This is a genomic window from Paraburkholderia sp. BR10141 (genome assembly GCF_056155635.1).
Map to the genome: position 1 here is coordinate 143,510 of NZ_JBMIQH010000011.1, position 13,593 is coordinate 157,102.

A 13,593-nucleotide genomic window follows, 5' to 3' on the forward strand; every position below is an offset into this window, starting at 1 on the left:
TTGTTTATGCGGCGGGCAATTGCACGAGCCGCCGCTTCCACGCGTCGATCGCGGCCAGCTGGAACGCTGCGAGCGTCGCGGGCGCGGGATCGTGCAATTCGAGGCCCAGGTGCCGTGCGGCGGCCATCAGCGTTTCCAGCGGGCGTGACGCGTCGAGCGCCTGCGCCCCGGTCTGCTTCGACAGCTTTTCCCCATCCGCGTTCGTGACGACCGGCACATGCAGATACGCGGGCGTCGGCACGCCAAGACACTGCTGGAGCCAGATTTGCCGCGCCGTCGAGTCGAGCAGGTCCGCGCCGCGCACCACGTGTGTGATGCGCTGGTCGGCGTCGTCCACGACGACGGCGAGCTGGTAGGCCCACTGGCCGTCCGCGCGCAGCAGCACGAAATCACCGACTTCGGTCGCGAGGTTCTGGTGCTGCGGGCCTTGCCAGCGATCGTCGAAGCGGATCAGTGCGGGATTGGCGGCTGCGCCCGCAGGTTCGTCAACAGCGTCTTCGTCAGGCACGCGCAGCCGCCACGCGCGGGCGGGCTTACCGTGCAGGCCGTCGCGACAGGTGCCCGGATAGATCAGCGTGGTGTTGCGCTGGTGCATGCGCAGTTGCGAATCGGCGATTTCCTTGCGCGTGCAGCCGCACGGGTAGACGTGGCCTGAGGCGATCAGCCGGTCGAGCGCCGCGCGATAAAGACCGGTGCGGCGGCTCTGCCATTCGGGCGGCTCGTCGGCGTGAAAGCCGAAGGCCGCAAGCGTCGCGAGAATGTCTTCGGCTGCGCCCGGCACGGTGCGCGGGCCGTCGATGTCCTCCACGCGCACGAGCCAGGCGCCGCCGTGCGCCCGCGCGTCGAGCCAGCTCGCGAGCGCCGAAACGAGCGAGCCGAGATGCAGCGGGCCAGTGGGCGAGGGCGCGAAGCGCCCGCGATACCCTTGCGGCGTTGCGCTCACGCGCGTGGCTTAAGCGGCAGCCTGAGCCGCTGCATCCGTCGCGCCCGCGCGCTCCGGATGGCACGCCGGGCAGCTCTTGCCGACCACGTAAAGCGGCGAAGCCTGCTCCTGCGGCGTCACGACGGCGCGGCACGCGAAGCACTGCACGGTGTCCGTCGGTTCGAGCTGCGGATTGAGCGCGGTGCGCTGGTCGAACACGAAGCAGTCGCCGTTGTAGTGCGCGCCGCCCACTTCCTCGAAGTACTTGAGAATGCCGCCTTCGAGCTGGTACACGCGCTCGATGCCCACTTCCTTCATGTGGATGGCCGCCTTTTCGCAGCGAATACCGCCCGTGCAGAAGGACACGACCGTCTTGCCTTCGAGGTCGGCGCGGTTCGCCTCGATCACGCCGGGGAATTCGCTGAACTTGTCGATACGGTAGTCGAGCGCCTTGTCGAACGTGCCGACGTCGATTTCGAACGCGTTGCGCGTGTCGAGCATGACGACGGGGCGGCCTTCGTCGTCGAAGCCGCGGTCGAGCCACTCCTTGAGCACGAGGGGCGCCACGGAAGGCGCGCGGCCTTCCTCGGGACGGATCGCGGGCTTCTTCATCGTGATGATTTCGCGCTTCAGGCGCACGAGCATGCGGTTGAAGGGCCGCGTTTCCGAGAGGCTTTCCTTGAACCGCAGCGTCGCGAACTTGCCCTCGAAGAGCGGATCGTGATTGATGTAGTCCATGAAGGCGCGCACGTTGCCTTCATCGCCGGCAACGAACAGGTTGATGCCTTCCGGCGCGAGCAGGATCGTGCCCCGCAAATCGAGCGATTGGCAGCGCTCGAGCACGAGCGGACGCCACTGGGCGGTCTTGTCGAGCGTGGCGAACTGGTAAGCGGAGAGATTGAGGATACGCATGGTGCAACTGGAAAAGCGCCATTAAAAAAGCGCGTGAAACCGGAGCCGGGCGCGCGTGCTTGCCTGTCAACGTCGGGTCCTGACTGCGTCCCCCCGAAAACGGGAATTGGGGCAGAGCGCGCGGCGGGCGCAATCCGCTATTATCCCTCAATCGCGCCTCGCGCCGCTTGCGGCGTAGTCGACACGCCGTGGGGCGCCCCCGCGCCCGCGGCAAGGTCCAGGCCAGACTGGCCGATGTCACTTGCCCATGCGAGCGTGCGCCGAAAATCGCGTGCCCCTGAAGGTACAATGACGGCCATGTCAGATCCCCGCTTCGTCCATCTCCGCGTCCACTCCGAATTCTCGATTGCCGACGGCATCGTGCGCCTCGACGACCTCGTCAAGGCGGCGGCCAGGGACGGCCAGGGCGCGCTCGCGCTCACCGACCTCGGCAACGCATTCGGCCTCGTCCGTTTTTACACCGAAGCCCGTGGCAAAGGGGTCAAACCCATCGCCGGCTGCGACGTCTGGATCACTAATCACGACGACCGCGACAAGCCGTCGCGCCTCCTGCTGCTGGTGAAGAACAAGCGCGGCTACCTGAATCTGTGCGAGCTGCTTTCCAAGGCGTGGCTCACGAACCAGTATCGCGGCCGCGCGGAAGTCGACGTCGCCTGGCTCGAAGAAGGACTCGGCGAGGGCCTGCTCGCGATCTCGGGTGCGCAACAGGGCGACGTGGGTCTCGCGCTCGCGGCGGGCAATGCGGAAAGTGCGAAGCGCCATGCGCAGCGCTGGGCGAAGCTGTTTCCGAACGCGTATTACATCGAGTTGCAGCGCTGCGGCCAGCCCGGCGGCGAGCAGTATGTCGAGCAGGCGGTGGCGCTCGCGTCGCAACTGAAGCTGCCGGTAGTCGCCACGCACCCCATGCAGTTCATGACCGACGAGGAATACACCGCGCACGAAGCGCGCGTGTGCATCTCGGAGGGCGACATCCTCGCGAATCCGCGCCGCCAGAAGCGCTTCACGACCGATCAGCGGTTTCGCACGCAGGAAGAAATGGTCGCGCTGTTCGCGGACATTCCTTCGGCAATCGCGAACACCATCGAAATCGCCAGACGCTGCAATCTGACGCTCGAACTTGGCAAGCCGAAGCTGCCGCTGTTCCCGACGCCCGACGGCCTCTCGCTCGACGACTATCTCGTGCAGCTTTCGCGGGAAGGTCTCGAAAAGCGCCTCGTGCAGCTGTATCCGAACGAGGCCGAACGCGAGCAGGAGCGCGCGCGCTACAACGAGCGGCTCGAATTCGAGTGCGGGACCATCATCAAGATGGGCTTCCCGGGCTACTTCCTGATCGTTGCGGACTTCATCAACTGGGCGAAGAACAACGGCGTGCCGGTGGGGCCGGGCCGGGGTTCGGGCGCGGGCTCGCTGGTCGCCTACGCGCTCGGCATTACCGATCTCGATCCGCTGCGCTACAACCTGCTGTTCGAGCGCTTCCTGAATCCGGAGCGCGTGTCGATGCCCGACTTCGACATCGACTTCTGCCAGCACGGGCGCGACCGCGTCATTCAGTACGTGAAGGAGAAGTACGGCGCGGATGCCGTCTCGCAGATCGCCACCTTCGGCACCATGGCCGCGAAGGCCGCGGTGCGCGACATCGGCCGCGTGCTCGATCTGGGCTACAACTTCACCGACGGCGTCGCGAAGCTGATTCCGTTCAAGCCGGGCAAGCACGTCACCATCGCCGACGCGATGAAGGAAGAGCCGCTCCTGCAGGAGCGCTACGACAACGAAGACGAAGTGCACCAGCTGCTCGACCTCGCGCAGCTCGTGGAGGGTCTCACGCGTAACGTCGGCATGCACGCGGGCGGCGTGCTGATCGCGCCGGGCAAGCTCACCGACTTTTGCCCGCTCTACACCCAGGGTGACGAAAGCGGCGTCGTGAGCCAGTACGACAAGGACGACGTGGAAGCCGTCGGCCTCGTGAAGTTCGACTTTCTGGGCCTGACCACGCTCACGATTCTCGACTGGGCCGAGCGCTATATCCGCATGCTCGATCCGTCGAAGAAGGACTGGTCGCTCGCCCAGGTGCCGCTCGACGACGCGCCGTCGTTCCAGATCCTCAAGAAAGCGAATACGGTCGCCGTGTTCCAGCTGGAAAGCCGCGGCATGCAGGGCATGCTCAAGGACGCGCAGCCCGACCGCTTCGAGGACATCATCGCGCTCGTGGCGTTGTATCGTCCGGGCCCGATGGACCTGATCCCGAGCTTCTGCGCGCGTAAGCACGGCCGCGAAGTGGTGGAGTACCCCGATCCGCGTGTCGAACCTGTTCTGAAAGAGACCTACGGCATCATGGTCTACCAGGAGCAGGTGATGCAGATGGCGCAGATCATCGGCGGCTACTCGCTCGGCGGCGCGGACTTGCTGCGTCGCGCGATGGGCAAGAAGAAGCCCGAGGAAATGGCCAAGCACCGCGAGATTTTCGCGGAAGGCGCAGCGAAGAACGGCCTCACGCGCGAGAAGGCGGACGAGACCTTCGACTTGATGGAGAAGTTCGCGGGCTACGGCTTCAACAAGTCGCACGCGGCCGCTTACGCGCTCCTCGCTTATCACACGGCGTGGCTCAAGGCGCACCATCCGGCCGAATTCATGGCGGCGAATATGTCGCTCGCCATGGACGACACCGACAAGGTGAAGATCCTCTTCGAGGATTGCCTGACCAACAAGATGGTCGTGCTGCCGCCGGACGTGAACGCCTCGGCGTACCGCTTCGAGCCGGTGGCCGACGCCAGCGTGGCCGAAGGCAAGCGCTCGCGCACGATCCGCTACGGTCTCGGCGCGATCAAGGGCAGCGGCCAGAACGCCATCGAAGAAATCTTGCGCGCGCGTGAAGAGGGCGGTCCGTTCAAGGACCTGTTCGACTTCTGCGAGCGCATCGACCGTCGTCTCGTCAATCGCCGCACCATCGAAGCGATGATCCGCGCCGGCGCGTTCGACACGATTCACGCGAACCGCGCACAGTTGCTCGCGTCCGTGCCGATGGCGATGGAAGCCGCCGACCAGGCGAGCGCCAACGCCATGCAGGCCGGCCTCTTCGACATGGGCGATGCACCGCTCGCCGCGCACGAACTGGTGGACGAGCCGGCGTGGGGCGAGAAGCGCAAGCTTCAGGAAGAGAAGGCGGCGCTGGGCTTCTACCTCTCGGGCCATCTGTTCGACGCCTACAAGGACGAAGTGCGCCGCTTCGTGCGCCAGAAGATCGGCGAGCTCAAGGAAGGGCGCGACAAGCTGATCGCGGGTGTGATCGCTTCGTTGCGCACGCAAATGACCCAGCGCGGCAAGATGCTGATCGCGCTGCTCGACGACGGCACCGGGCAGTGCGAAGTGACGGTGTTCAACGAGCAGTTCGAGGCGCACAAGGCGCTCTTCAAGGAAGACGAGTTGCTCGTCGTGCAGGGCGGGGCGCGCAATGACGCGTTCACGGGCGGTATTCGCTTCACCGTGGACACCGTGATGGATCTCGAGCGCGCGCGCAGCCGCTACGCGCAAGCCGTGAAGCTGCAGATGAACGGCAATGCCAATGCCGGCGCGCTGCGCACGGTGCTTGAAGCCTATCGCGCGAAGCCCGACGACTCGCTGCCGGCGCCTGCCGCGGAAACGCGTGGCCGCGGCGGCTTCGGGCGCGATCGCGGCGAGCGCGCGCATGCGGTCATTCCGAACGGGCTCGCGGTGCAGATCGCCTATCGCAACGATCGGGCGGAAGGCGAAGTGCGTCTGGGCGACGCCTGGCGCGTCAAGCCTACCGACGACCTGCTCGCCGCGCTGCGTGGCGAGTTCGCGGGTAGCGAAATCGAGATTGTTTACTGACGGGATCGGACGGTATGGCGGTCTTCACCGCTGCCATGCCGCGCCGTGGTTCTGCGAAACGCGCGTCGTTCAGCTCGCGAGTTCGGCCAGACCGCGTTCGGCGCGCACGGTGCCGTCCGCGATACGCACCTTGACCCTTGCTTCATTGGAGCTTGCCTGCGCGCGCGCTTGCTCGCGGTGCCACAGGTGGAAGATTTCCGTGGCATAGGCGCCGAGCTTGCGGTGCACGCCGCCATTGGCGAGCCGGGCCACGAAATCGGCGTCCTCGTGCCCCCAGCCGGTGAAGCTGGTGTCGAATCCGTTCACGCGCTCGATGTCGCTGCGCCAGGCGCTCATGTTGCAGCCCTTGATGCCGCGCCACTTGAACTGCTCGATCACGCGCCATTTGCGATCCGGCAACTTGACGAAGAGGGGCGCGATCTTGTTGACGTGGCCAGCGAGGCGTTGCTGAACCCAGAAGCCGAAGCCCCTATCCGCAAGCGGAATCGTCTGTGCGATCACCTGTTGCGTGAGCGTTTCGTCGAGCAGGATGCGGCTGCCGGTGATGATGGCGCGCTCACTCGCGAGTTGCCGATGGCGCGCAACGAAATCGTGCTGCGCGATGCAGTCGCCGTCGAGAAAGATCAGGTAATCGCCGCGGGCCTGCACGATGCCCTTGTTGCGGATTTCGGCGAGGCGAAAGCCGTCGTCCGGGTGCCACACGTGCGCCATGCGCACCGGACTCGACGCCGCACAGCGCTCCACGGTTGCGCGGGTCGCATTGGCCGAGCCGTCGTCGGCGACGATGATTTCGTAGCGCGTGTCGGACTGCGCGCTCAAGCTGGCCAGTACCCGTTCGAGCGCATCGGGCCGGTTGTAGGTGCTGACGATCACCGAAATCAGCATGTCGCGACGCGCGTTCATCGGCTCTCCGGCGCGGCGTCGCGGGCTTTTGCCGCCGCGGACTGCTGTGTCTCGAGGAGCATGAGCTTCAGGTAGCGGTAGTAGGTGCCTTCGGCGTTGGAGATCGCCAGCACGAAGCCCATCTTGCCGTCGAGAAAGCCGCGCTGAATGATCCAGCTGCGCACGAAGGACCAGAAGCCGTGCAGCAGCGCCTTGCGCAGGCCGCCGCGCTTGCCGCGCGCCGCGCCCTGGGTCGCGCCGTAGGTCGAATAGCTGTCGATTTTGCCGAGCACTTCGGAGAAGTCGCGGAAGCTGTAGTGAATCAGCGCCTGAGTGAGCGTGCCGACGCGCGCGTCGGGCGCGGCGATCACGCGTTCGTGCACGAGATCGTTCGAGAAGCGCGCCGCGTCGCGGCGAAAGAGCCGCGTCACATAGTCGGGCGACCAGCCGGAATGGCGGATCCACTTGCCGCAGTAGTTCGATTGGCGAGGCACGCGGAACAGGTCGGCGCCGTTCGACTTCACGCTTGCGAGAATTTCGTCGCGAAGCTGGGGGGAGACGCGTTCGTCGGCGTCGAGCGAGAGAATCCACGGGCCGCGGGCCGCGTCGAGCGCGCGCTGTTTTTGCGGGCCGAAACCGGGCCAGTCGGTTTCGACGACCGTCGCGCCGAACTCGCGGCAGATGGCCTGGGTGCCGTCCGTGCTGCCCGAATCGAGCACGACGATTTCGTCGACCCAGCCGTGCACGGAAGCAAGGCAGTCGCGAATATCGTGTGCTTCGTTTTTGACGATGACGATGACACTGATCGCATCGGGTTTGGCGCTGTCGTTCATCGGCGCTGGCTCGCGATGGCTGGAAGAAGGTGAAGAGGGTGGGAAGGCCGGCCGGAGCCGGCCTCGCGTTCGGAGAGCGCTTCGCATAGACGCTTGCTGCGCGCGCGTTCGTGCCCCGAAGCCGAATCGCTGAGTATATACAAAAACGCCGGCGACGACGAAACCGCCCCGGCGCCAGGCCCGTCCGGACGGATACATCGCCTCCTGGGCCGAACGTTTACAATGGCGTACCTGTTTGCCAGGGGGCGGGCAGATTACCCGCATTTTTTTCGAGGAAATTTTGGGCGAGAGATCAACCTTGAGCAAGCCGATCGGCTCCGACACCAAGTCGTCGCCGGTCGTGATTGGCCGGCGGCTGTGGCCGTATGTGAAGCCGCTTATGTGGGTGCTCCTCGCAGGCGTGATCGCGATGGCCGTGGTGGCCGCCACCGAAGCCGGCATTCCCGCGCTGCTCAAGCCGCTGCTCGATCACGGCTTCGGCACGCGCGGCGCTCCGCAAGCGAAGTGGCTGGTGCCCGTCGCGGTCATCGGGCTGGCGCTCGTTCGCGGCCTCGCCCAATACGCGTCCGGTTACCTGCTGCAGTACGTGTCGAACCGCGTGCTGCTCGCGCTGCGCCTGAAGATGTTCGAGCGCATGATTCACGCGAGCGTCGGCTTCTTTCAGCGCGAAACCGCGAGTACGGTCATCAACGCGATCGTGTTCGAGGTCAACCAGATTCTCGGCGTGCTGCTCGGCGTGCTGGTCACGCTCGTGCGCGACTCGCTCACGGTGATCTTCCTGCTCGGCTACCTGTTCTACCTGAACTGGCGGCTCACGTTGATCGTCGCGGTGCTGCTGCCGGCGATCGGCTGGCTCGTCAGCAAGATCAACCGGCGTTTGCGCCGACTGAACCGCGAGCATCAGATGCTCACGAACGACCTGTCCTATATCGTCGAGGAGACGGTGGGCGGCTACAAGGTCGTCAAGGTTCACAACGGCGAGACCTACGAAAAGGAACGCTTCGGCGAAATGAGCCGCCGCCTGCGCGGCTACCAGATGCGCATGACGGTGTCGGGCGGGCTCGCGCAGCCGCTCACGCAGTTCCTCGCTTCGATCGCGCTGGCGATCGTCATCACCATTGCCGTTGTGCAGGCCTCGAACGACCAGACGACGGTCGGCGGCTTCGTGGCGTTCGTCACGTCGATGCTGCTCGTGATCTCGCCGCTCAAGCACCTGATCGACGTGAATCAGCCGCTGCAGCGCGGCATGACCGCGGCCGAGCTGATCTTCGGGCTGATCGACGAGCCGCCCGAGCCCGCGGGCGGCGGCTTGCCGCTCGAACGCGCGCGCGGCGAAGTGGAGTTCCGCGACGTCTCGTTTGCCTATGGCGAGAGCCATCGCGTGACGCTCGACCATGTGTCGTTCCGCATCAATCCCGGCGAAATGGTGGCGCTCGCCGGCCCGTCCGGCAGCGGCAAGACCACGCTCGTGAATCTGTTGCCGCGCTTTTTCGATCCGAGCGGCGGCCAGGTGATGGTCGACGGCGTGTCGATCGCCGATTACGACGTGCATGCGCTGCGCAACCAGATCGCGATGGTCAGCCAGGACGTGGTGCTGTTCAACGACACGGTTGCGAACAACGTCGCCTATGGCCAGACGGCCGACCGCGAGCGCGTGGAGCGCGCGCTACGCGCCGCGAACCTGTGGGAAACGATCTCGGCGCTGCCCGAAGGCATGGACACGCTGATCGGCGATAACGGCATGAAGTTCTCGGGCGGCCAGCGCCAGCGTCTGGCGATCGCCCGTGCGATTTACAAGGATGCGCCGATCCTGATTCTCGACGAGGCGACCTCGGCACTCGATTCGGAGTCGGAGCGCCACGTGCAGGCGGCGCTGGAAACGCTGATGCGCGGGCGCACGACGCTCGTGATCGCACACCGCCTGTCGACGATCGAGCGCGCGAACCGCATCCTCGTGATGGATGGCGGCCATATCGTCGAATCGGGCACGCACCAGCAGCTGCTCGAGAAGGGCGGCATGTACGCGCACCTGCACAAGATCCAGTATCAGCAAAGCGCTGCCTGAGTCTTCCGGGCGATGACGCGGCGCGCGCGTTCAGGCGCGCCGCGGTCATGAAGGCGCGCCGGCGTGGGCCTGAGCCGTTACGTTTGGAGTGATCAGGCCGCCGCGGGCGCCGTAGCGGGCGCGTGAGCGGCGAGTTGGCGCAGCACCGCGCCGACGACTTGCGCGGGCGGGATGGTGTCCGCGTTGCCGCTGCCCTGCAGACCGATGGATCGGCAGGCTTCGGTCAAACGCAGCGCGGGCGGCTCTTGATCCCTGAACAGCGAGACACTGGGCGTTTGCGTGGTGTGGGCGACGTGCATCAGGCCGCCGTCCGCGCCCACGAACAGTTCGGCGTGCGCCACGATCTCGCGTGCCTGAAGGAACGCGAGCTGGCCGGTCAGCGAGCGGATGCGTACGCCAGCGGGCGCGCTCGCACACAACTGCTCCGCGATCTGCGTGCCGTTGTCGGAGCCGAGCACGACGATTTCCTTCGCGGCGCCGGCGGTGTCGTACTTGCTCAGCAATTCGACGACTTCGGGCCAGCGGTTGTAGGTGCGATCGGGGTCCACGCCGCCCGCCGCGATCGCGATGAACGGACGCGCCGGCAGGAGGCCGCGCACCGACTCGCGCGTTGCCGGCTCGCTGGCGAGATAGGGCTTGCTGATCGCGGCGAGCGTGTCGGCGTCGTGGCCGAGCGAGAACACGTCGTTGACGCTCGCGAAGCTGAAGCAGGTCTGGTTGCGGTCGGGGCCGTTGAAGTAACGGAACAGGCCCGCGTAGGGCAGCTTCGCGAAGTGCCGGGTCTTGATGCGAATCGACGGCAGGTTGTATTCGGAGAGCAGGATCGCGTCGTAGCGGCTCGCATCGACCTCGTCCGGATCACCGTAGACCTTGCCGAACACGTCGTCTTCGCTGAAAAGCGGCACCAGCGACGGCAACGCGAGGAGATCGATGCGCATGCCGAGGCCCTTGAGCAGGGCGCGGCCGGCCATGTCCATCGTCGCGTCGCCGAAGTTGCGTTTGGCGTAGACCCACAGGATGCGCTGCGAAGGGTCCAGATGCGCCTGTTCGAGGCGCAACTGGCCGTGCGCCTTCAGAAGAAATTGCTTGTGCAGGTATTTCTTCGCGATCTTGATGCGGGTGGTGCTGCGAAGAAACGGCTCCGGCTCGTAAGGCACGCCCCGGTAGGGGATCGTGCAGGACCGGGAAACTGCCCGATCGAGCCAGCGTGCCGGCGAAACCCACGAAGTGTTTGAGTTGGTCTGCTGAAACACGGGTCTACTTGATCTTCAAGATAACCTCTTATTATCACACGATAGCAGCTCGTGCGCTTGACGAAGAATCAGGGACGGCTTAATGGGCGACCACCGCGGGGTACGAACTCCCGCGGCAGTTCGGACAAGAAGAATGTATGCGTACAATATCGCGTTTCTCGTCATGCTTCGCACCCAAAAGCCGCGTAGTCAGGACGTCATGAGAGAACCCATTTCTTCAGGCTTGCGTGCTGGCCGTTCTCGCGGCGAGCACGCAATGCACGCATGCCAAATCTGACCCTTTCTAGGGCAAACCTTCATGTTCAGTATTCTGATCCCGACCTGGAATAACCTGCCGTACCTCAAGATGTGCGTCGACAGCATCCGGCGCCATTCTTCGTTCGAGCACGAGATTCTCGTGCACGTCAACGACGGCAGCGACGGCACGCTCGACTGGGTCCGTGAGCAGGGTATCCGCCATACGTGGAGCAAGGGGAACGTGGGCGTATGCCTCGCCGTGAACGACGTGGCGCGCCTCGCGACGACCGGGTGGATCCTGTTCATGAACGACGACATGTTCTGCACGCCCGGTTGGGATACGGCCTTCGTCGACGCATTGCGCGAAATCGGCCCGGCGCCTGCCTATCTCGCCTCGCAGATCATCGAGCCGACCGACACCGGCAACGGCCTCGTGACGGTCGCCCACTTCGGCACGGGACCTGCCGACTTCAACGAGGCGGGGCTGCTCGAATTCGCCGCGAAGATGAACACAGTGGACCGCAACGGCATCGCGCTGCAGCCGACGCTCGTGAGCCGCGAACTTTGGCTGCGCGTGGGTGGCTATAGCATCGAGTTCGGGCCGGGCATGAGCAGCGACGACGACTTCCTGATGAAGCTCTGGCTGGTCGGCTGCCGCACGTTCCGCTCGGTCGGCGCGAGCCGCATCTACCATTTCGGCTGCCGGACGACGGGACGCATTCGCCGCAACCGCGGCGGCCGCGAATTCCTCCTGAAGTGGGGCGTGACGCAGCGCGACTTCAAGTACAACTACATGGCCCGCACGGCCGACGCCGCGCCGGGCACGCTTGCGAACGTCCCGCGTCCCAACTTCGTGAGCCGCCTAAAGCGGGTGATCTACGCGTTCGGCCTTTATCCGACTCAGGATCTCGAAGCGTGGGAGCCCGATCTGCCCGCGCAGCTCCAGCACACCGCTTCGTTGACTGAAAACGCCACGCCGCGCCAGTAATCGCGCCAACGCCGACGGCGCCCTTCGGCGCCGGATCGCGCGGACTTTGCCTCGAATTGGAACAGTGCCTTAGGATTCTAGGGGTTAACCCTAGGGATTCGTGAGCATACGATGTGTACATCGGTCGCATGCACACACAGTCGCACGTCGACCGCCAATCCAACTGGAGGTCGTTTCCATGAAGTCCCTGATTCAAGCCGTTGCCGTCGCCACCGTTCTTGCCGCTGCCGCTCTGCCCACCGCTTCGTTCGCGCAGTCGCACTCGACCATCACGCGCGCCCAGGTGCGCGCCGAACTCGTGCAGCTCCAGCAGGTGGGCTACCGCGTCGGTGACGGTGACAACGCCCATTACCCCGAAGCCATCCAGGCCGCCCAGGCGAAGGTCGCAGCGTTGAATGGCGCAAACAGCAGCTACGGCGGCGTGGCGAACGCCTCGCAAGCGGGCGGCCGCGCCACGGTTTCGCCTGAAGACTGGAACGCGATGTACTCGCGCTAAGCCATCGCGGCGCGCGCGCCTTTTATGAAATCCGCGAAGGGGAAGGGTATACGTCAGACAGTGCGAGGCGCTTCGGCTTCGCTGTCCGCAGGTTCTGCGGCGTAGGACGTTTCCTCCAGCCGCGCGAGCAGCGTGCGGGCTTGCGCGAGCGTGTCGCCCGTCATCGGCTGGAACGCGAAGTGCAGCGATTTTTCGAGCTTCGCGAAGTTGCGCCGCGTGCTGCGTGTATAGGCGGGATCGTAGTGCTGCGCGACGAGCGCCTCGTAAAGCTCCGCCCGTCGATCTTCGTCGAGCAGCTTGCACCACGATTCGATACGCTCGCGCCCGTGCAGCGGCGTGAGCTTGTCCAGTTGCTCGCGGAAATAGTTACGTTCATCGAACAAATGTCCGTACTCCTCGAGCAGCAAGTCGATACGTTCTTTACGCGCGACGTCGAGTACGACACAAGGCGCGGCATGCAGACGTTCGACGAGCGCGGGCGGCAGCGTGATGACGCCGATGCGTCGGCTCTCGGCTTCGACGAACACGGGCCGCGTGGCGTCGAAACCGCGCAGCGTCTGCACGAGCGCCGTATCGAACGACTTTTGCGACGGCTGCGCCCGCTGGGGCAGCGCACCCAGCAACGAGCCGCGATGCGCGGCGAGCCCTTCGAGATCGAGCATCTGCGCGTTCGCTTGTCCCAGCGCCTTCAACAGGCGCGTCTTGCCGCTACCCGTCGGGCCGGCCACCACGATATAGCGAAAGCCTTCAGGCAGTGTGCCAAGCGCTTCCACGACCGTATGCCGGTACGCCTTGTATCCGCCATCCAGCTGACGCGCGCGCCAGCCGATCATGTTGAACCACGCCGTCATCGAGCCGGAACGCTTGCCGCCGCGCCAGCAATAGATGAGCGGGCGCCAGTTGCGCGGACGGTCGGCGAACAACGTGTCGAGATGCATGCCGATATTGCGCGCCACCATGGCCGCGCCCACGCGCGTCGCCTCGAAGGGCGAGTCCTTGTACATGGTCCCGACGATCACGCGCTCCTCGTTGCTGAGCACGGGTGCGTTGATCGCGCCGGGAATGTGGTCCTCGGCAAATTCGAGCGGCGTTCGTACATCGACGATCTCGTCGAATTCGCCGATCTGTTCAATGGTGACGCGCTGGTGATTCAACTGCG

At 65.2% G+C, this 13,593-nt stretch carries 10 protein-coding genes; 4 read left to right on the plus strand and 6 right to left on the minus strand.

Translation table 11 applies throughout. The annotated features are described in order from the left end of the window. Positions 1-4 precede the first annotated feature (4 nt). On the minus strand, positions 5-943 hold the full coding sequence (gluQRS, locus tag ACOJB8_RS17555) for a tRNA glutamyl-Q(34) synthetase GluQRS (RefSeq protein ID WP_368617004.1): 939 nt from the start codon (positions 941-943) through the stop codon (positions 5-7). 9 nt (positions 944-952) lie between these two features. After that, on the minus strand, positions 953-1,834 hold the full coding sequence (locus ACOJB8_RS17560) for a sulfurtransferase (protein WP_475013457.1): 882 nt from the start codon (positions 1,832-1,834) through the stop codon (positions 953-955). Between the two features lie 288 nt (positions 1,835-2,122). On the opposite strand from ACOJB8_RS17560, the gene dnaE reads away from it, so the two are divergent. After that, positions 2,123-5,680 carry a DNA polymerase III subunit alpha gene (dnaE, locus tag ACOJB8_RS17565; RefSeq protein WP_069265342.1) on the plus strand — a complete coding sequence of 1,186 codons (3,558 nt, stop codon included), beginning with the start codon at positions 2,123-2,125 and terminating at the stop codon, positions 5,678-5,680. Positions 5,681-5,749: 69 nt separating this feature from the next. Here dnaE and ACOJB8_RS17570 read toward each other — a convergent pair whose 3' ends face one another. Both ACOJB8_RS17570 and ACOJB8_RS17575 read right to left on the minus strand, forming a co-directional pair. Then, complete coding sequence (locus ACOJB8_RS17570; protein WP_475013458.1) at positions 5,750-6,583, minus strand: glycosyltransferase family 2 protein; 834 nt, start codon at positions 6,581-6,583, stop codon at positions 5,750-5,752. After that, positions 6,580-7,395: a glycosyltransferase family 2 protein gene (locus ACOJB8_RS17575; protein WP_342947935.1), complete on the minus strand. Its 816-nt coding sequence runs from the start codon at positions 7,393-7,395 to the stop codon at positions 6,580-6,582. Before ACOJB8_RS17575 ends, ACOJB8_RS17570 begins: the two co-directional genes overlap by 4 nt. Before the next feature lie 280 nt (positions 7,396-7,675). On the opposite strand from ACOJB8_RS17575, the gene msbA reads away from it, so the two are divergent. Next, positions 7,676-9,460 (plus strand): lipid A export permease/ATP-binding protein MsbA, encoded by a 1,785-nt coding sequence (gene msbA / locus ACOJB8_RS17580; RefSeq protein ID WP_368728940.1) that lies wholly within the window; start codon positions 7,676-7,678, stop codon positions 9,458-9,460. A 92-nt stretch (positions 9,461-9,552) separates the two neighbouring features. Here the strand turns inward: msbA and ACOJB8_RS17585 are convergent, their stop codons facing one another. Next, on the minus strand, positions 9,553-10,617 hold the full coding sequence (locus ACOJB8_RS17585) for a glycosyltransferase family 9 protein (RefSeq protein ID WP_475013459.1): 1,065 nt from the start codon (positions 10,615-10,617) through the stop codon (positions 9,553-9,555). Between the two features lie 394 nt (positions 10,618-11,011). Here ACOJB8_RS17585 and ACOJB8_RS17590 point away from each other — a divergent pair, with 394 nt between their 5' ends. Both ACOJB8_RS17590 and ACOJB8_RS17595 read left to right on the plus strand, forming a co-directional pair. Then, entirely contained in the window at positions 11,012-11,938 is a 927-nt protein-coding gene (locus ACOJB8_RS17590) for a glycosyltransferase family 2 protein (protein ID WP_069265338.1), read from the plus strand. 178 nt (positions 11,939-12,116) lie between these two features. After that, complete coding sequence (locus ACOJB8_RS17595; protein WP_069265337.1) at positions 12,117-12,434, plus strand: DUF4148 domain-containing protein; 318 nt, start codon at positions 12,117-12,119, stop codon at positions 12,432-12,434. A 53-nt stretch (positions 12,435-12,487) separates the two neighbouring features. On the opposite strand, the gene mnmH is transcribed toward ACOJB8_RS17595, so the two are convergent. Further along, positions 12,488-13,588, minus strand: a complete 1,101-nt coding sequence (gene mnmH / locus ACOJB8_RS17600; RefSeq protein ID WP_475013460.1) for a tRNA 2-selenouridine(34) synthase MnmH — start codon at positions 13,586-13,588, stop codon at positions 12,488-12,490. Positions 13,589-13,593 lie beyond the last annotated feature (5 nt).